The sequence below is a fragment of the Nocardioides sp. genome, assembly GCF_030149505.1.
GTDB lineage: Bacteria > Actinomycetota > Actinomycetes > Propionibacteriales > Nocardioidaceae > Nocardioides.
The window spans coordinates 1-22,167 of sequence record NZ_JASBRN010000022.1; the positions used below are offsets into that span (position 1 = coordinate 1).

The 22,167-nt window shown below is 71.9% G+C and carries 22 protein-coding genes and 1 tRNA gene; 1 reads left to right on the forward strand and 22 read right to left on the reverse strand.

Features of this window, described 5'->3' with window-relative positions; translation table 11 throughout:
• The 22 genes from atpD to argS form a co-directional block, all read right to left on the reverse strand.
• On the reverse strand, nt 1–1,082 hold a 1,082-nt coding region (gene atpD / locus Q1V71_RS04250), incomplete at its 3' end, for a F0F1 ATP synthase subunit beta (protein ID WP_300641050.1).
• A gap of 13 nt (nt 1,083–1,095) precedes the next feature.
• Nucleotides 1,096–2,010, reverse strand: a complete 915-nt coding sequence (locus tag Q1V71_RS04255) for a F0F1 ATP synthase subunit gamma (RefSeq protein ID WP_300641052.1) — start codon at nt 2,008–2,010, stop codon at nt 1,096–1,098.
• Between the two features lie 5 nt (nt 2,011–2,015).
• A complete protein-coding gene (atpA, locus tag Q1V71_RS04260; protein ID WP_300641053.1) occupies nt 2,016–3,650 on the reverse strand; it encodes a F0F1 ATP synthase subunit alpha in 1,635 nt (544 codons plus the stop codon).
• A 59-nt stretch (nt 3,651–3,709) separates the two neighbouring features.
• The gene (locus tag Q1V71_RS04265; RefSeq protein WP_300641055.1) at nt 3,710–4,528 is read right to left on the reverse strand and encodes a F0F1 ATP synthase subunit delta; all 819 of its coding nucleotides are present in this window, start codon (nt 4,526–4,528) and stop codon (nt 3,710–3,712) included.
• A 1-nt stretch (nt 4,529) separates the two neighbouring features.
• Nucleotides 4,530–5,072, reverse strand: a complete 543-nt coding sequence (locus Q1V71_RS04270; RefSeq protein ID WP_300641057.1) for a F0F1 ATP synthase subunit B — start codon at nt 5,070–5,072, stop codon at nt 4,530–4,532.
• Between the two features lie 37 nt (nt 5,073–5,109).
• A complete protein-coding gene (atpE, locus tag Q1V71_RS04275; RefSeq protein ID WP_300641059.1) occupies nt 5,110–5,316 on the reverse strand; it encodes an ATP synthase F0 subunit C in 207 nt (68 codons plus the stop codon).
• Between the two features lie 130 nt (nt 5,317–5,446).
• Nucleotides 5,447–6,244, reverse strand: a complete 798-nt coding sequence (atpB, locus tag Q1V71_RS04280) for a F0F1 ATP synthase subunit A (protein ID WP_367280122.1) — start codon at nt 6,242–6,244, stop codon at nt 5,447–5,449.
• A gap of 25 nt (nt 6,245–6,269) precedes the next feature.
• The gene (locus Q1V71_RS04285) at nt 6,270–6,506 is read right to left on the reverse strand and encodes an AtpZ/AtpI family protein (protein ID WP_300641061.1); all 237 of its coding nucleotides are present in this window, start codon (nt 6,504–6,506) and stop codon (nt 6,270–6,272) included.
• A gap of 30 nt (nt 6,507–6,536) precedes the next feature.
• The gene (locus Q1V71_RS04290) at nt 6,537–7,034 is read right to left on the reverse strand and encodes a hypothetical protein (protein WP_300641063.1); all 498 of its coding nucleotides are present in this window, start codon (nt 7,032–7,034) and stop codon (nt 6,537–6,539) included.
• Nucleotides 7,035–7,086: 52 nt separating this feature from the next.
• Entirely contained in the window at nt 7,087–8,244 is a 1,158-nt protein-coding gene (locus Q1V71_RS04295; protein ID WP_300641064.1) for a glycosyltransferase family 4 protein, read from the reverse strand.
• Between the two features lie 4 nt (nt 8,245–8,248).
• On the reverse strand, nt 8,249–9,001 hold the full coding sequence (locus Q1V71_RS04300) for an L-threonylcarbamoyladenylate synthase (RefSeq protein WP_300641066.1): 753 nt from the start codon (nt 8,999–9,001) through the stop codon (nt 8,249–8,251).
• A 5-nt stretch (nt 9,002–9,006) separates the two neighbouring features.
• On the reverse strand, nt 9,007–9,858 hold the full coding sequence (prmC, locus tag Q1V71_RS04305; protein ID WP_300641068.1) for a peptide chain release factor N(5)-glutamine methyltransferase: 852 nt from the start codon (nt 9,856–9,858) through the stop codon (nt 9,007–9,009).
• Nucleotide 9,859: 1 nt separating this feature from the next.
• Nucleotides 9,860–10,933 carry a peptide chain release factor 1 gene (gene prfA / locus Q1V71_RS04310; RefSeq protein WP_300641070.1) on the reverse strand — a complete coding sequence of 358 codons (1,074 nt, stop codon included), beginning with the start codon at nt 10,931–10,933 and terminating at the stop codon, nt 9,860–9,862.
• Nucleotides 10,934–11,037: 104 nt separating this feature from the next.
• The gene (gene rpmE, locus Q1V71_RS04315; protein WP_300641072.1) at nt 11,038–11,253 is read right to left on the reverse strand and encodes a 50S ribosomal protein L31; all 216 of its coding nucleotides are present in this window, start codon (nt 11,251–11,253) and stop codon (nt 11,038–11,040) included.
• A gap of 99 nt (nt 11,254–11,352) precedes the next feature.
• Nucleotides 11,353–12,972: an ATP-binding protein gene (locus Q1V71_RS04320; RefSeq protein WP_300641074.1), complete on the reverse strand. Its 1,620-nt coding sequence runs from the start codon at nt 12,970–12,972 to the stop codon at nt 11,353–11,355.
• A 13-nt stretch (nt 12,973–12,985) separates the two neighbouring features.
• Entirely contained in the window at nt 12,986–13,357 is a 372-nt protein-coding gene (locus Q1V71_RS04325) for a response regulator (RefSeq protein WP_300641076.1), read from the reverse strand.
• A 76-nt stretch (nt 13,358–13,433) separates the two neighbouring features.
• Nucleotides 13,434–15,395: a transcription termination factor Rho gene (gene rho, locus Q1V71_RS04330; RefSeq protein WP_367280123.1), complete on the reverse strand. Its 1,962-nt coding sequence runs from the start codon at nt 15,393–15,395 to the stop codon at nt 13,434–13,436.
• A gap of 144 nt (nt 15,396–15,539) precedes the next feature.
• Nucleotides 15,540–16,457 (reverse strand): homoserine kinase, encoded by a 918-nt coding sequence (gene thrB / locus Q1V71_RS04335; protein ID WP_300641078.1) that lies wholly within the window; start codon nt 16,455–16,457, stop codon nt 15,540–15,542.
• Nucleotides 16,458–16,473: 16 nt separating this feature from the next.
• Nucleotides 16,474–17,556, reverse strand: coding sequence for a threonine synthase (gene thrC / locus Q1V71_RS04340; RefSeq protein WP_300641079.1), 1,083 nt, complete (start codon nt 17,554–17,556; stop codon nt 16,474–16,476).
• A complete protein-coding gene (locus tag Q1V71_RS04345; RefSeq protein WP_300641081.1) occupies nt 17,553–18,857 on the reverse strand; it encodes a homoserine dehydrogenase in 1,305 nt (434 codons plus the stop codon). Before Q1V71_RS04345 ends, thrC begins: the two co-directional genes overlap by 4 nt.
• Nucleotides 18,858–20,261, reverse strand: coding sequence for a diaminopimelate decarboxylase (gene lysA / locus Q1V71_RS04350; RefSeq protein WP_300641082.1), 1,404 nt, complete (start codon nt 20,259–20,261; stop codon nt 18,858–18,860).
• Nucleotides 20,258–21,925 (reverse strand): arginine--tRNA ligase, encoded by a 1,668-nt coding sequence (argS, locus tag Q1V71_RS04355; RefSeq protein WP_300641083.1) that lies wholly within the window; start codon nt 21,923–21,925, stop codon nt 20,258–20,260. The genes lysA and argS overlap by 4 nt, the downstream gene beginning before the upstream one ends.
• Before the next feature lie 153 nt (nt 21,926–22,078).
• Between argS and Q1V71_RS04360 the strand changes: the two genes are divergently transcribed.
• Nucleotides 22,079–22,154 (forward strand) — tRNA-Arg (locus tag Q1V71_RS04360).
• Nucleotides 22,155–22,167 lie beyond the last annotated feature (13 nt).

A 22,167-nucleotide genomic window follows, 5' to 3' on the forward strand; every position in this document is an offset into this window, starting at 1 on the left:
GTCGAGGCGAGCGGGTCGACGGCGGGGTAGATGCCGAGCGCCGCGATCTGGCGCGACAGCTCGGTGGTCGCGTCGAGGTGTGTGAACGTCGTGAACGGCGCCGGGTCGGTGTAGTCGTCGGCGGGCACGTAGATCGCCTGCATCGAGGTGATCGACCGGCCACGGGTCGAGGTGATCCGCTCCTGCAGCTCGCCCATCTCGTCGGCCAGCGTCGGCTGGTAGCCCACGGCCGAGGGCATGCGACCCAGCAGGGTCGAGACCTCGGAGCCGGCCTGAGTGAAGCGGAAGATGTTGTCGATGAACAGCAGCACGTCCTGGCCCTGGACGTCGCGGAAGTACTCCGCCATCGTCAGGGCCGACAGGGCGACGCGCAGGCGGGTGCCCGGCGGCTCGTCCATCTGGCCGAAGACCAGGGCGGTCTGGCCGAGGACGCCGGCCTCCTCCATCTCGACCATGAGGTCGTTGCCCTCACGGGTGCGCTCGCCGACACCGGCGAACACCGACACACCGCCGTGGTTGCGGGCCACACGCGCGATCATCTCCTGGATGAGCACGGTCTTGCCCACGCCGGCGCCGCCGAACAGGCCGATCTTGCCGCCCTGCACGTAGGGGGTCAGCAGGTCGATGACCTTGATGCCGGTCTCGAACATCTGGGTCTTGGACTCCAGCTGGTCGAAGGCCGGCGCCTTGCGGTGGATGCCCCACCGCTCCTGCGGCACGAAGGTCTCCCCCGCCGGCATGTTGAGCACCTCGCCGGTGGTGTTGAAGACCTTGCCGAGCGTCTGGTCGCCCACGGGCACCGTGATCGGCTCGCCGGTGTCGACCACCTGACCGCCGCGGACCAGGCCGTCGGTCGGCTTCAGGGAGATCGCCCGGACCATGCCGTCACCGATGTGCTGGGCGACCTCGAGGGCGATCGTGGTGGTCTCGCCGTCGAGGGTGATCTCGGCGGTCAGCTTGTTGTACATCTCCGGCATCGCGTCGACGGGGAACTCCACGTCGACGACCGGGCCGATGACGCGCGCGATGCGACCGACGCTGGCACCGCCGGCCTGGGTGGTCTCTTCAAGGGTGGCAGTCATGTCACTACTTTCGTTACTCGGCGCCTGCGTTGGCATCGGCCAGCGCGTTGACGCCACCGACGATCTCGCTGATTTCCTGGGTGATGCCGGCCTGACGGGCCTGGTTGGCGATGCGGGTGTACTTCTTGATCAGCTCTTCGGCGTTGTCCGTGGCGGACTTCATCGCCTTCTGGCGGGCGGCGAGCTCGGAGGCCGCCGCCTGCAGCAGGGAGAAGAAGATCCGGGACTGGACGTACTGCGGGAGCAGGCCGTCCAGCACCTCCTCGGCCGAGGGCTCGAACTCGTAGAGCGGGAGCAGCTCGGACTCCTCGGGAGCCTCCGTGCCCTCGACGACCTCCAGGGGCAGCAGCCGCACCGCGGTGGGCTCCTGGGTGAGCATCGAGACGAAGCGGGTGTAGACGACGTGGACCTCGTCCACGTCACCCTCCTCGCCCTGCTCCTTGAGGAAGGACTCGATCAGCGTCGACCCGATCTCGGCAGCCACCTCGTAGTGCGGCTGGTCGGAGAACCCGGTCCACGCCTGCACGATCGGCCGCTGGCGGAACTTGAAGTACGCCTCGCCCTTGCGCCCGCAGATGTAGACGTCGATCTCCTTGCCCTCCTCGCGGAGGCGCTCGAAGAGCCGCTCGGCCTCCTTGAGGACCGAGCTGGAGTAGGCGCCGGCCAGACCACGGTCGCTGGTGACGATGAGGACGGCGGCCCGCTTCGGGTCCTCCTCCTCCTTGGTCAGCGGGTGGTCGACGTTGGAGAACGTCGCCACCGCCGACACCGCACGGGTCAGCTCCCGGGCGTACGGCGCCGCGGCCTGGGCCCGCTGCTGCGCCTTGATGATGCGGGACGCAGCGATGAGCTCCATGGCGCGCGTGATCTTCTTCATCGACTCCGTCGACTTGATCCGCGCGCGGTACTCACGCACTGACAGGGCCATCTGGATCAGCCCCGCTTCTGCTTGACGATCTGCTCCTGGCCGAGCTCGTCGTCCTCCATCGCCTCGGCCTCTTCGTGACCGGCCTTGATCGAGCCGCCGTCGGAGGTCTCGAACTGGGTGATGAAGGAGTCGTAGGCAGCCGCCAGGCCGTCCTCGTCCTCGAACTTCGTCGTCTCGCGGATGCCGGCGAGGATGCCCTCGTGGCTGCGCTTGACGTAGTCGATGAACTCCTGCTCGAAGCGCAGCACGTCACCGACGGGCACGCGGTCCAGGCGACCGGTGGTGCCCAGCCACAGGGAGACGGTCATCTCCTCCAGGGCGTAGGGCGAGTAGGCCGGCTGCTTGAGCAGCGCCATGAGGCGCTGACCGCGGTCCAGCTGCTGGCGCGAGGCCGCGTCCAGGTCGGAGGCGAACATCGCGAAGGCCTCCATGGCGCGGAACTGCGCCAGGTCGACCTTGAGCGAGCCGGTGACGGCCTTCATCGCCTTGGTCATGGCCGCACCACCCACGCGCGAGACCGAGACACCCACGTCGATGGCGGGGCGCTGGTTGGAGGCGAAGAGGTCCGACTGCAGGAAGATCTGGCCGTCGGTGATCGAGATGACGTTGGTCGGGATGAACGCCGAGACGTCGTTGGCCTTGGTCTCGATGATCGGCAGACCGGTCATCGAGCCCGCGCCGAGCTCGTCCGAGAGCTTCGCGCAGCGCTCGAGGAGACGGCTGTGCAGGTAGAAGACGTCACCGGGGTACGCCTCGCGGCCCGGCGGGCGGCGCAGCAGCAGCGACACGGCGCGGTAGGCCTCGGCCTGCTTGGTCAGGTCGTCGAAGACGATCAGGACGTGCTTGCCCTGGTACATCCAGTGCTGGCCGATGGCCGAGCCGGTGTAGGGAGCGAGGTACTTGAAGCCCGCGGAGTCCGAGGCCGGGCTGGCCACGATGGTGGTGTACTCCAGCGCGCCGGCCTCCTCGAGGGCGCCACGCACCGAGGCGATGGTCGAGCCCTTCTGGCCGATGGCGACGTAGATGCAGCGCACCTGCTTGTCCGGGTCCCCGGACTCCCAGTTCTTGCGCTGGTTGATGATCGTGTCGATCGCGATCGTGGTCTTGCCGGTCGCGCGGTCACCGATGATGAGCTGGCGCTGGCCGCGACCGATCGGGGTCATCGAGTCGATGGCCTTGATACCGGTGGCCAGGGGCTCGTGCACCGACTTGCGCTGGACCACGTTGGGGGCCTGGAGCTCGAGAGCACGGCGACCCTCCGACGCGATCTCGCCGAGACCGTCGATCGGCTTGCCGAGCGGGTCCACGACCCGACCCATGAAGCCGTCGCCCACGGGCACCGAGAGGATCTCGCCGGTACGGCGGACCGTCTGGCCCTCCTCGATCTTGTCGAAGTCACCGAGGACGACGACACCGATCTCGCGGGTGTCGAGGTTCAGGGCGATGCCCAGCGTGCCGTCCTCGAACTCCAGCAGCTCGTTGGCCATCGCCGAGGGCAGCCCGCTGACGCGCGCGATGCCGTCGGCCGCCTGGGCGACGGTGCCGACCTCCTCGCGGCTCGCCGCGTCGGGCTGGTAGTCGGCGACGTACTTCTGCAGCGCGTCGCGGATCTCGTCCGGACGGATGGAGAGCTCCGTCATTCTGGTGCCTTCTCTCTTGTGCTCGGTGCCTGTGGGCGGAGTAGGGGGTGGGGCCGGGGTCAGCCGGCGAGCAGACGACGCGCGTCGTCGAGCCGGCTCGAGACCGTCCCGTCGATCACGTCGTCACCGATCTCGACGCGGACACCACCGAGGACCTCGGGGTCGACCACGGTGTTGAGGTGGACCGGCCGGCCGTACTGACGGGTCAGCAGGTCGGCCAGGCGCCGCTCCTCGGTCTCGCTGAGCGGCCGGGCGACGCGCACGGTGGCGACGTTCTCGCCGGCCACCGCAGCAGCGACCTTCTGGTACTCGACCAGGGCCGCGCCCACGGTGCGGTAGGTGCCGTGCAGGGCCTGCGTGGCCAGCACGACGGTCGCCGGGAGGGCCTTGCCGCCGAGGAGGTCCTCGACGAAGCGGGCCTTGTCGGCGATGGAGCGCGCCGGGTCGGAGAGCGCGTCACGCAGCGACGGCTCGGCCTTGACGGTCTGGCCGAAGGCGAAGAGCTCGTCGGCCAGCCGGTCGGCGTCTGCCTGGACCGAGCGCACGGTCGCGACCACGCTGAGGTGCTCGAGCGCGTGGGCCAGGTCGCTCGCGACCGTCCAGCGTCGCGAGACCGCCGAGCGCAGCAGCCCGAGGCTGGTCTCGGAGACCTTGGCGCCGAGGACCTCTCCGACGAGGCCGGTCTTGGCCTCGGTCGGGATCGACCCGTCGGTGGCGAAGCGGCGCAGCGCACCCTCGGTGCGCAGCGTCGAGGCCACCGAGAACAGGTCGGAGGCCACCCGGGTGGCGGTCTCCGGCGAGCCGGAGACCGAGGCCTCCAGCTCGCCGGTGAGCGAGGCGACGGCGTCGGCCGAGGCTCCGCGGAAGTCCGAGGTCATCTCAGTTGACCCCCGGGGTCCCGGCCTCGAGGTCGGCGAGGAAGCGCTCGACGACGCGGCTCTGGCGGGCCTCGTCCTCCAGGCTCTCGCCCACGATCCGACCGGCCAGGCCGGTCGCGAGGGCGCCGACCTCGGCACGCAGCGAGGCGACGGCCTGCTGGCGCTCCGCCTCGATCTGGGTCTTGCCGTGGTCGACGATGCGAGCCGCCTCGGTCTGCGCCTGCTCGCGCATCTCGGCGACGATCGCAGCACCCTGCTCGCGGGCCTCCTCGCGGATGCGCGCGGCCTCGTGACGGGCCTCGGAGAGCCGCTGCTCGAGCTCGGCGAGCTTGGCGTCTGCCTCGGCCTGCTTGGTCTCCGCCTGGGCGATCCCGCCCTCGATGGCCGCAGTCCGCTCGGTGAACGCCTGCTCGAAGCGGGGCGCGACGAACTTGTAGATCAGGACGACCAGGAGCAGGAAGAAAGCCCCGCCGAGGACGATCTCGATCACCGGCGGGATCAGCGGGTTGGTGGGTTCCGCCGCCCGCAGCATGGAATCACCCATGAGTCACCTCAGTACGTGGGAAGGAGCGTCGGACGGATCAGGTGATGACGAACGCGAGCGCGATGCCGATGATCGCGAGCGCCTCGGCGAGCGCGAAGCCGAGGATCGCGATCGACTGCAGGCGACCCTGCGCCTCGGGCTGACGGGCGACGCCGTTGATGTAGGCGGCGAAGATGAGACCCACCGCGATCGCCGGGCCGATCGTCGCGATGCCGTACCCGAGCATGTTGAGGGAGCCAGTCACGGCTTTTCCTTTCGTCTGACGCCGGCGGCGTCGTTTTGGCGGAACTGCTGTCGTGCGGTGCTGCGTTGTCCAGCACCGCGGGTTATTCAGTTGTGGGAACCGGGGTCGCCCCGGAGCGCCGAGCGGGTGCTCAGTGCTCGTCGGCGAGGGCGCCACCGACGTACATGGCCGTCAGCAGCGTGAAGACGTAGGCCTGCAGGAACATCACCAGGAGCTCGAGCACCGAGACGGCGAAGAACATGACCCAGGCCAGGACACCACCGAAGACGTTGACCAGCGAGGGCGACTCGATGATGAGGTACTCACCGCCGACGGCGAAGAGGACCAGCAGCAGGTGGCCGGCGAACATGTTGGCGAACAGACGCAGCGCCAGGGTGACCGGCCGGACCAGGATGTTGGAGAGGAACTCCAGCGGCACGATGAGCAGGAGCACCGGGCCCTTCACGCCCGCGGGGATGCAGGTGTGCTTGAGGTAGCCGATGAGGCCGTGCTTCCAGATGCCGGCGCCGTTGTAGAGCAGCCAGGTCAGGATCGCCAGGCCGTAGGCGTAGCCGGAGCGCGAGAACGTCGGCAGCTGGATCAGCGGGACGATGCCGAAGTAGTTGTTCACCGCCACGAACATGAACAGCGCGAAGAGGTAGGGCACGAACTTCAGGTAGTGCTCGGTGCCGATGATCTCGCGGGCGATGCTGTTGCGGACCCCGCCGTAGGCGATCTCGCCGGCGTACTGCAGGCGACCGGGGACGATCGCGGCGCGGCGCGCCATCAGGTAGGTCACGCCCGCGATCAGGACCACGGACAGCGCCAGCTGCAGCATCGACTTCGTGACCCCGCCGAACAGCGGCGGGTACTCGAAGACGGACGGGCCCGGCGGCTCGAAGCCGCCGCCTTCGGCCAACGGCAGTAGGACGGTGGCGAGGTCGATCAACGCCGGGTCTCCTTCGTCGTCTGCGTCACTGCTCTCCCCCGGAGTCTGCCGGAGGGGCGCCGAACGTCTTGAACACCATGTACATCCCGAGGCCCGCACCCAGCAGGATGCCGACCGCCACCAGGAACGAGGTCCCGAGCCACCGGTCGGCCAGCCAGCCGAGGACGCCGTAGAGCAGGACGCCCGCCACGAGGTAGCTGAAGGCCCGCCAGGGATCCTGGGACGGCTGGCTCGTGTCGTACCGAGAGTCGTCGGGAGCCATCGCGAAGCGGACGATAGCAGTCGGTGGCACTCATCGCCGCACCGCCTCGGGCGAGTGGTCGGCGGGGGTCGTGGCGGCCGCTGCGGGGCCCTGCTGGGGCAGGTCGTAGACGGGGATCCGGACGCGGACCGCGGCGACGACCTGGCCGACCATCCAGCCCAGCATCACCGCGAGCAGGCCGCCGAAGAGCCAGCGGCGCTCGGCCAGGTCCGCGAAGAGCTCGGCCTCGGAGGCGGCGAGCAGGACGGCCACCAGGAGCACGAGCTGCAGGGCGTAGGTCATGAGAGCCACGCCCAGTGACGCGCCCGGCATGAGACCGGCCACCAGGTCCACGGCCGTGGAGCCGAAGAGCAGGATGCCCAGGACCGCCAGCGCGCCGAAGGCGGCGGCGAGGGCCGCGTCGCTGCCCGACGCCCACCAGCCTGCGCCGGCGACCATGAGCCCGGGGACCAGCGCGGCGGCACCGACGGCGCCGTGCAGGAGCACGGCGTGCGGGCGGCGCGGGGACGCGGTCGTCGCGGGGGTCATCGGCGGCCGTTCTCTGCTGGGAGGGGCAGGGCTGTAACGCTCGTGAAAACTATCACAAGCGCTCGGGCGCCTCGGCAACTGGATCGTTCAAGACCGCGGGCCGGTGCAGCCGCGGGAGCAGGAAGGTGAGCGCGACCGTGGCCACGGTCGCCACGGCGACACCGGCCACCACGACCGGACCGGAGTAGAGGCTCACCAGCACGGTGCCGAAGGCGACCAGTGCCGCCCACAACCACATGATGAAGACGGCGCGGCGCTGGGAGTGCCCGATCTCCAGCAGCCGGTGGTGCAGGTGCTGCTTGTCGGGGGCGAAGGGCGAGCGGCCCGCCCTGGTCCGGCGCACCACGGCCAGGACCAGATCGAGCAGGGGGACCACGAGGATCGCCACCGGCAGCAGGATGGGCAGCAGCAGGACCAGGCTGGCGTCCCCACCCGAGCCGCTGCCCTGCGAGAGGTCGACCTCGTTGAACTGCCCCGTGAGGGTGATGGCCCCCGCGGAGAGGACCAGCCCGATGAGCATCGACCCGGAGTCGCCCATGAACAGCCGGGCCGGGTTGATGTTGTGCGGCAGGAACCCCGCGCAGGCCCCCGCCAGCGCCACGGTGAGCAGCGCCGCTGTGGTCGCGCGCGAGGTGTTGTTGATGGCCGTCAGCTGGTAGCAGAACAGGAAGAAGGCCCCTGCGCCGATCCCGACGACGCCCGCGGCGAGGCCGTCGAGGCCGTCGACGAAGTTCACCGCGTTGATGGTGGCGATCACCAGGAACCCGGTGAGCAGGGCGGCCTGCCTCGGGTCGAGGGAGAAGATCTCGCCGCCCGGGACGGTGAAGAAGTAGAACTGCACGCCGAAGGCCACCAGGAATCCCGCGGCCAGCAGCTGACCGCCGAGCTTGGTCAGGGCATCGAGCTCGAAGAGGTCGTCGAGCACCCCGACCGCACAGATCAGCGCCCCGGCGCCGATGACCACCCCGGCGTCGCGGAAGACCACGTCGCCCGCGGTGGAGAGGAAGGGCAGCTCACGGGCCACGAGGTACGCCGACACCAGGCCGCCGAGCATCGCCAGACCCCCGAGGTAGGGGATCGGCTCGTCGTGCACGTCGCGGTCGCGCACGCGTGCGACCGCACCGGTCCGCAGCGCGATCTCGCGGGCGATGACGGTGAGCAGGTAGGTGACCGCCATGGCCACCAGGAAGACGACGACGTACTCGCGCACGCCCTCAGGCCTCGCTGTCGGCGCGCGGCCCCGGGTCCTGGTCGTCGGGGCTCGTGCCGTCGGGCCCAGTGTTTGCGGGGTCGTCGCCCGCGCTCGGCGGCTCGCCCTCGAGCACCAGCGTCGCGCCCAGGGGCTCGAGCACCTCGTTGAGCCGCTCCAGCGACAACGCGCCCAGGCGCAGCACCCGGCCCTGGGTGCCGGTCACGTCCACGATCGTGGAGGCCTCTCCCCCGGGCGACTCGCCGTCGTCGACGATGACGTCGACGTCCTCGCCGAGCATCTCCTCGGCCTGGTCGGCGTCGGTCGCCGCGGGCATCCCGGTCTTGTTCGCCGAGGAGACCGCCAGCGGTCCGGTGCGCTCGAGGATCTCGCGCGTGAGGTCGTGGTCGGGCATCCGGACGGCGACGGTGCCGCGGGTCTCCCCCAGGTCCCACTGCAGGGAGGTCTGCTGGTGGCAGACGAGGGTCAGCGGACCGGGCCAGAACTCGTCGACGAGCGCACGGGCGTAGCCGGGCACCCGCACGGCCAGGGCGTCGAGCGTCGTGGCGGCCGAGACCAGCACCGGCGGCGGCATCTCACGTCCACGCCCCTTGGCGGCCAGCAGGGCTCGGACGGCGGCCGGGTCGAAGGCGTCCGCGGCGATCCCGTAGACGGTGTCCGTCGGCACCACCGCGAGACCACCACGCTGCAGGGCCAGGGCAGCTGCCTCGACCGCGCTCTCCCGGTCGTCCTCGCCCTGGGTCGTGTAGCGCTCCATGGGGGTCATCGTGCCAGTCGGGCCGTGGTGAACCGTGCGCGACCGGCCAGGTCCGCGTGGTCGCGCACCTCGTGCCAGCGGCCGGTGGCGGCCAGCACGGCGGGCACGCTCTCGCCCTGGACGTCGGCGTGCTCGACGCCGAGGACGCCTCCGGGTCGCAGCAGCGCGGCGCCGCGGACCGCCAGGAGGCGGATCGCGTCGAGGCCGTCCTGACCCGAGAAGAGCGCCAGGTGCGGGTCGTGGTCGCGCGCCTCGACCGCCACCGACTCCCACGACTCCAGCGGCACGTAGGGCGGGTTGCAGACGAGCACGTCGACGACGCCGAGCAGGTCGTCGAACGCCTCGAACGCGTTGCCCAGTCGTAGGTCGACCCCTGTGCCGGCGAGGTTGCGCTCGGCGTAGGCGTGCGCCTCGGGGCTCAGCTCGACGGCGTGGACGCGGGCGTGCGGCACCTCGTCGGCCACCGCCGCGGCGATCGCGCCCGAGCCGGTGCACAGGTCGACCACGACCGGTGCGGCCAGGGACGAGGCCTGCTCCACCGCCCACCCTGCGAGCAGCTCGGTCTCGGGGCGTGGGACGAACACACCCGGACCGACGGCGAGCTCGACGTGCCGGAAGCCCGCGGAGCCCGTGAGGTGCTGCAGGGGCTCGCGGGAGGCCCGGCGCGTCACCAGGACGTCGTACGCCGCCGCCTGCTCGTCGGTGACCTCCGCGACCAGCGCGAGACCGCCGCGGGACGTGCCGAGGACGTGGGCCAGCAGGGTCGCGGCGTCGGAGTCCGGGCTGGCCACTCCCCCGGAAGCCAGGCGTGCCGTGGCGTCGACGAGCAGCGCGCGACGCCCGACGGGCGGGGCCACCTCAGTCCTCGAGCGCGGCCAGGCGCGCGGCCATGTCGGCGTCCACGCACGAGGCGAGCACCGGCTCCAGGGCGCCGTCGAGGACCTGGTCGAGGTTGTAGGACTTGTAGCCGGTGCGGTGGTCGGAGATGCGGTTCTCCGGGAAGTTGTAGGTGCGGATCCGCTCGGAGCGGTCGACCGTGCGGACCTGGCTGCGCCGGGCCTCCCCGGCGGCGGCCTCGGCCTCCTCCTGGGCGACGGCCAGCAGACGCGCGCGCAGGATGCGCATCGCCTGCTCCTTGTTCTGCAGCTGGGACTTCTCGTTCTGGCAGGAGACGACGATCCCCGAGGGCACGTGGGTGATCCTGACCGCCGAGTCGGTGGTGTTGACGCTCTGCCCACCGGGGCCGCTGGAGCGGAAGACGTCGATGCGCAGGTCGTTCTCGTCGACGCTGACGTCGACCTGCTCGGCCTCCGGGAGCACCAGGACGCCGGCGGCGCTCGTGTGGACCCGCCCCTGGGACTCCGTCACCGGGACCCGCTGGACCCGGTGCACGCCGCCCTCGAACTTCAGCAGCGCGTACGGCGCCTCACCGGGAGCGGGAGTGCCCTTGGCCTTCACGGCCACCGTCACCGACTTGTAGCCGCCCAGGTCGGACTCGGTGGCGTCGAGCACCTCGACGGACCAGCCGCGCTGCTCGGCGTACCGGGTGTACATGCGCAGCAGGTCCCCCGCGAAGAGCGCGGACTCCTCGCCGCCCTCCCCGGACTTCACCTCCAGCAGCGCGTCCTTCTCGTCGGCCGGGTCACGGGGCACCAGCAGGCGGCGCAGCCGCTCCTCGGTCGTCGCGCGACGCTCGGCCAGGGCCTCGACCTCCTCGGCGAAGGCCGGGTCCTCGGCGGCCAGCTCGCGCGCGGCCTCGACGTCCTCCACCAGCGCCCGGTGCTCGCGCCAGGTGTCGATGATGGCCGAGAGGGCGGCGTAGCGCTGGTTGAGCCGCTTGGCCAGCCGTGCGTCGGCGTGGGTCTCGGGCTGGGCGAGCTGCTGCTCGAGCTCACCGTGCTCGACGAGCATCCCCTCGACGGCCTCGAACACGCGGTGCTCCTCGGGTGGTGGTGCGGTGAGTGGGGATCGGGTGGGGACAGCACGAGCGCCGGCCCTCCCAGCCTGTGGCGGGGTGGACCGGCGCTCGGACGGAGCTACTTCTTGGCAGCCTTGGCGTAGCGGGCCTCGAAGCGGGCGACGCGGCCGCCGGTGTCGAGGATCTTCTGCTTGCCGGTGTAGAACGGGTGGCACTGCGAGCAGACGTCGGACTTGATGACGCCCGAGGTCGCGGTGCTGCGGGTGGTGAACGTGGCGCCGCAGGCGCAGGAGACCTGGGTCTCGACGTACTCCGGGTGGATGTCCTTCTTCATGGGTCTTCCTCTCGTCGATGACCCCGGGTCGCCCTACCTGGGTGGTGGCGTGAACCGGGATCGAGCCAGGACATCATGCCCAACGTCCCGGCCCCTGCCCTAATTCCGGCTGGCCGGCTCCTGCTCGGGCTGCTCGGTCGGCTCCTCGGTCGGCTCCTCGACGGGCTGCCCGGTCGGCTCCTCGACCGGGACCCCGCCGGGGGCGGGTGCCGGGGTGTCCCCGAGCAGGGGGAACCGCATCGCCACGGTGGTCCCCCGCCCCTCCTCGGACTCGATGCGGAGCTCACCGGCGTGCCGGTCGACGATGGTCTGCACGATCCGGATCCCCAGGCCGGTGCCCGCGATCTCGTTGGTCACGGCGTTGGAGGCACGGAAGAACCGGGTGCCGAGCCGTTCCAGCTCCGCGGCGGGGATGCCGATGCCGTGGTCGCGCACGCGGACGACGGCGTGCGCGGCACCGGCGGTGACCTCGACCTCGACCGTGGTGTCGTCGAGGCTGAACTTCACGGCGTTGGAGAGCACGTTGAGCAGCGCCCGCCCGAGCATCGCCCGGTCCGCCAGCACCAGCACCGGCGTGGTCGGCGCGTCCAGTCGCACCGTGATGCCCCGGCCGGCAGCGGTGATGCGCACGTCGGTGACCGCGTCGCGCACCAGCGGCACCAGGTCTGCGGACTCCAGGTCGGTGTGCCGGGTCTCGGCCTTGGACAGGGTCAGCAGGTCGTCGATCAGCGCCTTGAGCCGGGCCACGTTGCGGCGGCTGGCCTCGAGGATCCGCTCGTGCCGCGGCGACATCACGTCCTCGAACTCCTCGGCGACGACCTCGAGGTAGCCGCTGATGGTCGTCAGCGGCGTGCGCAGCTCGTGGGAGACGTTGGAGACGAAGTCGTCCTTGGCGGTGTCGAGGGTCCGCAGCGACGACTGGATCCTCGACTCGACGGCCAGCGCCCGCCCCTGCGCGTCGGCCAGCGCGTTGAGCGCCTCCACGACCGAGCGCAGCTCGCGCGGGCCGACCGGGCGGGCCCGCAGGGAAGGGTCCTTGGCCATCTGGGTCACGACGCGCTCGAGCTCGACCAGCGGGTCCGACACGTCGCGCAGCATCTGGGCGCGCGAGCGGGTCACGACCAGCCAGGCCAGGAGGGCCAGCAGCGCGATCGCGCCGACCGTGGCCCGCAGCCGCCAGGAGGCGTCCGTGCTGGCCTGGCGAACCCGGTCGCCGAACGCGGCGGCCGTGGCGCGGTGCGACTCCAGCACCTCGTTGAACAGCACCTGGCCGGTCCGGTAGCGGCGCGGCTGGAAGGTCTCGGGCCCGCCCGGCTGGGCCACCCGCAGCTGGGCGTAGCGGGTCAACCACTCCTCGACCGCCGCTTCCTGCTGGGCGACCAGGACGCGCAGGCCCGGGTCGCCCTCGGCGTACGCGCGGACCTCGCGCTGGTCAGCGGGGAGCCGGGCCAGGACCTGCTCGTACTCGTCGAGGGCCGTGGGGTCACCGCTGCGGGCGTAGTTGGCCACGGCTCCTTCCATCGCCGTGAGGTCCAGCAGGACGTCCTGGTTGGCCGCCGCCGCCGGCTGCAGCTCCTCGGTGAGGGTGTTGACCGCGCGGGTGGAGAGCAGCACCCCGAGGATCGCGACCGTGACCATGAGCCCCACCAGGACGGCCAGGCGGAACAGGGCAGGGGTCAGCGTCCGTGCGACGGTGCGCCCGGGCGCTGCGGCCTCCACGCCTGGCCCCGGCTCAGCCCGAGCGCGACAGCAGCGCCTCGACGCGCGCTGCCAGCTCGCGCGGGCTGAAAGGCTTGGTGATGTAGTCGTCGGCACCGGAGTCGAAGCCGGTCTCCACGTCGGACTCCTGGGCGCGGGCCGTGAGCAGGATGACCGGCAGGTCGGCCAGGGCCGGGTCGGCGCGGATCGCTCGGATCGCGTCGAGGCCGGAGACCCCCGGCATCATGACGTCCAGCACCGCGAGGTCGGGGCGGCTGGCCTGGCAGGCCTCGACCGCGGCCGCGCCGTCGCCGACCGCCGTGATCTCGTGACCCATGGTCGAGAGCTTGAACTCGACGAGCTCACGGATGTCGACGTCGTCGTCGGCCACCAGGATCCGTGCCACGGCTCACCTCTCGTCGCGGGTCACCCGGCCCAGGTCTCCAGCAGAGCGTAGGGCACCGGAGGTGCCTGTCAGGCCGCTACCTGGCAACCTTCCCGCCGGCTTCCGCCAGCTGGCCCTGGGCCTGGACCGACCGGAGCAGCTCGTAGTTGGTCTGGGTGGCGCCGAGGCGGTCCAGCAACAGCTCCATCGCCTGCACCGGCTCGAGCTCGGCGAGCCCGCTGCGCAGGGCGTCGACCACCGCGACCTCCTCCGCGGCGAGGAGCAGGTCGGCGCGACGCGTCCCGCTCGCGGCCACGTCCACGGCCGGGAAGAGCCGCCGCGCAGCCAGGTCGGAGCGCAGCCGCAGCTCGTGGTTGCCGGTCCCGCGGAACTCCTCCAGGATCCGCTGGTCGGTCGCGGAGCCGGAGTCGGCGACGGCCGTGGCGAGGATCGTCAGCGACCCCCCGTTCTCGATGTTGCGGGCGGCACCGAAGAGCCGCTTGGCCGGGTGCAGGGACTGCGGGTCCAGCCCGCCCTCCAGCGTCCGGCCGCTCGAGGGGGCCGCCAGGTTGTAGGCACGGGTGAGGCGGGTCAGGCCGTCCAGCAGCACGACGACGTCGTGGCCCAGCTCGACCAGCCGCTTGGCCCGCTCGACGGCGAGCTCGGCGACGGCGGTGTGGTCGGCCGGCTGGCGGTCGAAGGTCGAGGCGATGACCTCGCCCTTGGTCCGCCGCTCGACGTCGGTGACCTCCTCGGGCCGCTCGTCGACCAGCACGACCATGAGGTGGCACTCGGGGTTGTTCGCGGTCAGCGAGTCGGCGATCGACTGCAGCAGCATCGTGCGGCCCGAGCCCGGGGGCGCCACGACCAGGCCGCGCTGGCCCTTGCCGACGGGTGCCAGCAGGTCGACCACGCGACCCACGAGGTCGGTGGGACCGGTCTCCATGCGCAGCCGCTCGGAGGGGTAGAGCGGGGTCAGCCGGGCGAAGTCCGGGCGGTGGCGCGAGGCGTCGGGCTCCTGGCCGTTGACGCTCTCGATCTTCACCATCGGATTGAACTTCTCCTTGCGCTCGCCCTCGCGGGGCTGGCGCACCTGACCGGTCACGGCGTCGCCGCGGCGCAGGCCGTACTTCCGCACCATGGTCAGCGAGACGTAGACGTCGTCGGTGCCGGCGAGGTAGCCGCTGGTGCGGACGAAGGCGTAGTTGTCCAGCACGTCGAGGATGCCCGCGGCCGGGACGAGCACGTCGTCCTCGAGGATCGTGGTGTCCACCTCGCCGCGACGGGTGCGGTCGCGCTCGCGGCCACGACGGCGTCGGCTGCGTCGCCCGCCCTCGTCATCGTCGTCGTCGAGGTCCCCGCCCAGGTTCTGGTTGCCGGGGTTCTGGTTGCCCCCCTGGTTGCCCTGCTGCTGGTTCTGCTGGTCCTGGCGGTTGCCGCCCTGGTTGCCCTGGTTGCCGCCCTGCTTGCCGCCCTGGCCCTGCTGGTTGCCCTGCTTGCCGCCCTGACCCTGGTCGCCGGCCTTGCCCTGGTCGCCGGCCTGACCCTGCTGGGACTTCTGGTTCTGGTTCTTCTTGCCCTGCTGACCCTGCTGCCGGTCCTGCTGCCGGTCCTGCTGCTGGCGCTCGGAGCGGTCCTGGCGCTCGGGACGCTGGCGTTCCTGCTGGTCGCCCTTGCCCTGCTGGTCGCCCTTGCCCTGCTGCTGGCGCTCCGGCCGGTCCTGCCGCTGCGGCTGCACCTCACCCTGGTCGGCCGCGGGCCGCTCGGCCGGCTGGTCCGTGGCCCGGGGCGTCGACCTCTGGTCCGGCGTCTCACCCGACTGGCCACTCGACTGGCCACCCGACTGGCCACTCGACTGGGCACTCGACTGGGCGGCCTTGATCGCCTCGACGAGCTGGGCCTTCTTCATCGACCCGGACCCCTTGATGCCCAGGCCCCCGGCGAACTGCTTGAGGTCGGCCAGCAGCATGCCGTTGAGGCCGCCGGGGCGCGCGCGCTTCGTGGCGGCCGGTGCCGCCTGGTCCTGCTCGGCGGCGGGGTCGTGGGTCTGCTCGGTCACGTGAGTCCTTCCCACACCGGTGTGCGCGAGAGGACAACCGGCGTGCGCGATCCGCCCGAGGGGCGAGGAACGGGAGCCCGCTGGATGCGGGACGCGGCCCGCGTCGGAGACGACGTGCGGCCGGCGCCACAGTAGCAGTCGCGCTCAGCCCCCGCGGCGCACCACCGCACCAGCGCCGTCGACGGCGAGGTGCGCGGACCACCAGCCCGCCGGCGTACGGTCCAGGACCGCGCGGGTCGAGTCGGCGTCGGGGCCCCCGACGAAGGCCAGCACCGTCGGTCCGGCGCCGGAGACCACGGCGGGGATACCGTCGGTGCGCAGTGCCTCGACCAGGTCGAGGGACTCCGGCATCGCCGGGCGCCGGTAGGACTGGTGGAGGTAGTCACGGGTGGCGAGCAGCAGGTGCTCGGGGCGCCCGCCGAGGGCCGCGACCAGCAGCGCGGCACGTCCGGCGTCCGCAGCCGCGTCGGCGTGCGGCACGGTGTCGGGGAGCAGCCCGCGGGCGGCCTCGGTCGAGACCGGCGTCGGCGGCACGAGCACGACCGCGCCGACCCGCGGGTCGACGGGGGCGGAGACGGCGTAGTACTCCCCCGCCTCCTGGCCGGAGACCACGAAGCCGCCCAGCAGTGCCGGCGCGACGTTGTCGGGGTGCCCCTCGAGCCGGGCGGCCAGCCGCAGCGCGGCCTCGTCGTCGAGCAGCAGCTCACCGCCGGCCACGAGGGCTCGCGCCAGGACCACCCCACCGACGATCGCGGCCGAGGACGACCCCAGGCCCCGGGCGTGGGGCACGACGTTGCGGCAGGTCAGGCGCAGGCCCGCGGGCTGGCCACCGAGCAGCTCGAAAGTGGCGCGCATAGAGCGGACGACCAGGTGCGACTCGTCGCGGGGTACGGCGTCAGCGCCTGCACCCTCGACCTCGACGACCAGTCCCGACCCGAGCACCTCGCCCTCGAGCTCGTCGCGCAGCGAGAGCGCGAGGCCCAGGGAGTCGAAGCCGGGGCCGAGGTTGGCCGACGTGGCCGGGACGGAGACACCGACCGGGCCGTCGACGAAGGTGACCATGCGCGGGCCCCGGCTCTCAAGCCAGGCCGGCGGCGGCCGCGGCGGCGTCCACGTCGGCGTCCACCACGGTGTCGACGATCCCGCCCCCGCTGGCCGAGAAGGCCTCCAGCGCGGTCGCGGTGTCCTTGAGCCCGTGGCCGGTCACGGTGATGACCACCGTCGAGCCGCGGTAGGACTCGCCCTGCGCCAGCTCCTGCAGGAGGCCGGCGACGCCGGCCGCCGAGGCGGGCTCGACGAAGACGCCGTCGTGGCTGGCCAGCTGCGCCTGGGCGGCGAGGATCTGGTCGTCGGAGACCGCGGCGAACCGGCCCTCGGACTCCTTGGCTGCCTTCTCTGCCAGGTGCCAGGAGGCCGGGTTGCCGATTCGGATGGCGGTGGCCTTGGTCTCGGGGTCCGGGAAGGGCTCCCCGGTCACCAGCGGCGAGGCACCCTCGGCCTGGAAGCCGCGCATGACGGGCCGCTTCGTGGCCTCGCCGAGCTCGGCGTACTGGGTGTAGCCCAGCCAGTAGGCGGAGACGTTGCCGGCGTTGCCGACGGGCAGCAGGTGGTAGTCCGGGGCGTCGCCGAGGAAGTCGACGACCTCGAAGGCGGCGGTCTTCTGCCCCTCGAGGCGGACCGGGTTGACGCTGTTGACCAGGGCGACGGGGTAGGCCTGCGAGAGCCCGCGCGCCATGGCCAGGCAGTCGTCGAAGTTCCCGCGGACCATGATCACCTGGGCGCCGTGCAGGATCGCCTGGGCCATCTTCCCGGCCGCGATCTTGCCCTCGGGCACGAGCACGAGCGGCTTGATGCCGGCCTTGGCGGCGTAGGCGGCCATCGAGGCGGAGGTGTTGCCGGTCGAGGCACAGACCACCGCCTTGGCGCCCTCGTGGACGGCCACCGACAGCGCGGCCGTCATGCCGCGGTCCTTGAAGGAGCCGGTGGGGTTGTCACCCTCGACCTTGAGGTGCACCTCAGCGCCGGTCAGCCCGGAGAGCCACTCCGAGTGCACGAGCGGGGTGCCGCCCTCGCGCAGCGTGACCGCGCGGGTGCCCTCGGGGATCTCGAGCAGGTCGCGGTACTCCTCCACGACCCCCCGCCACTGCTGGGTCCGGCTCACTCCGCTCCTCCTTCGACGCGCATGACCGAGGTGACCTCGCGCACGATGTCCATCCGCTGCAGGTGCTCCACGGTCGCGGAGAGCTGCGCGTCGGTCGCCTCGTGGGAGACCACCACCAGCTGCGCGTCGTCGTCGCGGCCCTCCTGGCGCACGGTCTGGATCGAGACGCCGTGCTCGGCGAAGGCCTGCGCCACCGCGGCCAGTACGCCGGCACGGTCGTCGACGTCGATGGCCACGTGGTAGCGGGTCACGGTGTCGCCCATCGGCAGCACCGCCAGGTCGGCGTACGCCGACTCGCCGGCGCCGCGCGTGGCGGCGAGCCGGTTGCGGGCGACCGTGACGAGGTCGCCCAGGACGGCCGAGGCCGTGGGCGAGCCGCCAGCGCCGGGGCCGTAGAACATCAGCTGGCCGGCAGCCTCGGACTCCACGAAGACCGCGTTGTAGGCCTCGCGCACCGAGGCCAGCGGGTGCGACCGCGGGATCATCGCGGGGTGGACCCGCACGGCCACGGCGTCCTCGCCACCGGGCTGGCGGCGCAGCTCGCAGATGGCCAGCAGCTTCACGACGCAGCCCATCTCGGCGGCGGAGGCGACGTCGGCGGCGGTCACCTCGGAGATGCCCTCGCGGTGCACGTCGGCGGCGGTCACGCGGGTGTGGAAGGCCAGCGAGGCCAGGATGGCGGCCTTCGCCGCGGCGTCGAAGCCCTCGACGTCGGCGGTCGGGTCGGCCTCGGCGTACCCGAGCTCCTGGGCCTCCTCGAGCGCCTCGGCGAAGCCGCTGCCCGCGGTGTCCATCTTGTCGAGGATGAAGTTGGTGGTGCCGTTGACGATGCCCAGCACGCGGGTGACGCGGTCGCCGGCCAGGGACTCGCGCAGCGGGCGCAGGATCGGGATCGCGCCGGCGACGGCGGCCTCGTAGTAGAGGTCGCGGTCGGCCTTCGCGGCCGCCTCGAACAGGGTGGGACCGTCCTCGGCCAGCAGCGCCTTGTTGGCCGTGACGACCGAGGCCCCGTGCTCCAGCGCCGAGAGGATCAGGCCCCGGGCGGGCTCGATGCCGCCGATGACCTCGACGACCACGTCGGCCCGGGTGACCAGGGCCGCGGAGTCGGTCGTGAGCAGGCCCTCGGGGACCTCCACCTCGCGCGGTGCGTCGAGCCGGCGCACGCCGACGCCGACCAGCTCCACCGGCGCACCGATGCGCGCCGCCAGGTCCTCGGACTGCTCGGAGAGCAGCCGCACCACCTGCGAGCCCACGGAACCGCACCCCAGGACCGCCACCTTCAGCGGTTCAGCGCTGACCATCTACAGATCACCCACGTCGGTTGCCAACAGGTCGTCCTCAGTCTCGCGCCGCACGACGACGCGTGCGACCCCGTCCCGCACCGCGACCACCGGGGGCCGCAGTGCGTGGTTGTAGTTGGAGGCCATGGAGCGGCAGTAGGCACCGGTGCCGGGCACGGCCAGCAGGTCGCCGGCCGCGACGTCGCCGGGCAGGAACTCGTCCTTGACGACGATGTCGCCGGCCTCGCAGTGCTTGCCGACCACGCGGGCGAGCACCGGCGGCGCGTCGGAGGCGCGACCGGCCAGCGTGCAGGAGTAGTCGGCGTCGTACAACGCGGTGCGGATGTTGTCGCTCATGCCGCCGTCGACCGAGACGTAGGTGCGCACGGCTCCCCCGTCGAGCCGGACCGGCTTGACGGTGCCGACGGAGTAGACCGTGCACACCGCGGGGCCGACGATCGCGCGACCCGGCTCGATGGACAGGTGCGGGAGCTCGATGCCCAGCGCCCGGCACTCGTGCTCGACGATCTCGCGCATCCCCGCGGCGAGGTCGCGCGGGTCGGCCGGGTCGTCCTGGGTGGTGTAGGCGATGCCGAAGCCGCCGCCGAGGTCCATCTCGGGCATGACCGTGCCGAGCTCGGTGGCCACCCGGGCGTGCAGCGCCAGCACGCGACGGGCCGCGACCTCGAAGCCGGCGGTGTCGAAGATCTGGCTGCCGATGTGGGAGTGCAGGCCGCGCAGCTCGAGCGCGTCGGAGGCCAGCACCCGGCGCACCGCCTCCAGGGCGTCGCCGGAGGTGATGGAGAAGCCGAACTTCTGGTCCTCGTGAGCCGTCGCGATGTACTCGTGGGTGTGGGCCTCGACGCCCGCGGTGACGCGGACCATCACCGCGGTCCTCGTGCCGTGCGCCCGGCTGACCTCGGCCAGCCGCTCGACCTCCTCGAAGGAGTCGATGATGACCCGGCCCACGCCCAGCCGCACCGCGCGCTCGAGCTCGGCGACGCTCTTGTTGTTGCCGTGGAAGCCGACCCGCTCCATCGGGAAGCCGGCGCGCTCCGCGACCGCCATCTCCCCGCCCGTGCAGACGTCGAGGTGCAGGCCCTCCTCGGCGACCCAGCGGGCCACGGCCGTGCAGAGGAACGCCTTGCCGGCGTAGTAGACGTCGAAGCCGGCGAAGGCGTCGCGGAAGGCCCCGGCGCGGGCGCGGAAGTCCACCTCGTCCAGGACGTACGCCGGCGAGCCGTGCTCGGCCACGAGGTCGGTCAGCGCCACCCCGCCCACCGACAGCACGCCGTCGGACTTCGTGGCGGTGCGCGACCACAGCTGCTCGACCAGCTCGTTGGGGTCGCTGGGCTCGCGCAGCCACGAGGGACCGCGCAGCGCGCCGGAGGCATGGGCCCAGCCGGCCTCGTGGGTGTGGCTCACATCCGCTCCGGGGCGGAGACGCCGAGCAGGTCCAGGCCGTTGGCCAGGACGGTGCGGGCGGCATGCACCAGCACGAGGCGCGCCTCGTTGGCAGGGGTGACCGGCTCGTCGCCCTGCGGCAGCATCCGGCACTCCTTGGTGTCGTACCACTTGTTGAACGTCGACGCCGTGGCCTCGAGGTAGCGGGCGATCCGGTGGGGCTCGCGCAGCTCCGCGGCGGAGGCGACGACCCGCGGGAACTCGGCGAGTGCGCGGAGCAGCTCACCGTCACGCTCGTGGTCGAGAAGCGCCGGGTCGTAGTCGGCCGGCAGGGACATCCCGAGGTCGGTGGCGTTGGCGATCATCCGGCAGGTGCGCGCGTGGGCGTACTGCACGTAGTGGACCGGGTTGTCGTTGGACGCCTTGGTGATCTCGACGACGTCGAGCACCAGCGGGGAGTCGGCCGGGTAGCGGGCGAGGGAGTAGCGCAGCGCGTCGACACCGATCTCCTCGGTGAGCTCCTGCAGCGTCACGATCGTGCCGGCCCGCTTGGACAGGACCAGCTCCTCCCCGCCCTGGAGGATCTTGACCATCTGGCCGATCAGGACGTCGAGGGTCTCGGCCGGGTCGTCACCGACGCAGGCCGCCATGGCCTTGAGCCGCCCGACGTACCCGTGGTGGTCGGCGCCGAGCAGGTAGATGCAGTGACCGAAGCCGCGCGCCCGCTTGTTGAGGTAGTAGGCGGTGTCGGAGGCGAAGTAGGTCAGCTCGCCGTCGGACTTGATCAGGACCCGGTCCTTGTCGTCGCCGAAGTCGGTGGTGCGCATCCACAGCGCCCCGTCCTCCTCGTAGACGTGGCCGAGGTCCTTGAGCCGGGCGAGCGTGTCGGGCACCGAGCCGGACTCGTGCAGGGAGAGCTCGGAGAACCACACGTCGAAGTGAGTCTGGAAGTGCTCGAGCTGGTCCTGCTGCTCCTTGAGCTGGAGCCGGTAGCCGACTGCGCGGACGGCAGCCCGGCGTTCGTCCTCGGGCAGCGCGAAGATGCCGGGCTGGTCGGCCTCGACAGCCTTGGCCAGGTCGGCGATGTAGGCACCGGCGTAGCCGTCGGCCGGAGCGGGCTGTCCCAGCGCGGCCGCGACGATGGAGTCCGCGAAGTGGTTCATCTGGACGCCGCGGTCGTTGATGTAGAACTCGCGCACCACCTCGGCACCAGCCGCGGCCAGCACCCGTGCGATGGCGTCGCCCAGCACCGCCCACCGGGTGTGACCCAGGTGCAGAGGCCCGGTCGGGTTGGCGGAGATGAACTCCACGTTGATCCGCTGACCCGCGAGCGTGGAGGTCCGTCCGTACGCCGCCCCGGCCGCCACGATGTCGGCGGCGACCTTGCCCTGGGCGCCGGCGTCGACGGTGATGTTGAGGAAGCCCGGACCGGCGATCTCGACGGCGGTCACGCCGTCGCCGGCGAGCAGCCGCTCGCGCACCATCTCGGCCAGGGCGCGGGGGTTGAGCCCGGCCTTCTTGGCCAGCTGCAGCGCGACGTTGGTGGCGTAGTCGCCGTGCTCCTTGGAGCGGGGTCGCTCCACCGTCACGTTCGTCGGGACGCCGTCCGGCAGGGTGAGGGCACCCTCGTCGGAGAGCGTCGTCAGCACGTCGACGATCGCGGTGGAGAGCTGCTCGGGAGTCACCCGACAACCCTATCGGCGCCCGCGTACGGGCCCCGCATCGATATCGGCGCTGGGACGCGGCGCGCTGGGTGCGACCCGATTCGGCACCCCCCTGGCCGGGCTGTAGGGTGAGCCCGCTCGCAGGCCCGGCCCCGCGCCGGACCTCGACAGCACGCCTCCGTAGCTCAGGGGATAGAGCACTGGTTTCCGGTACCAGGTGTCGCAGGTTCGAATCCTGCCGGAGGCGCCAGCCAGCACGGCGA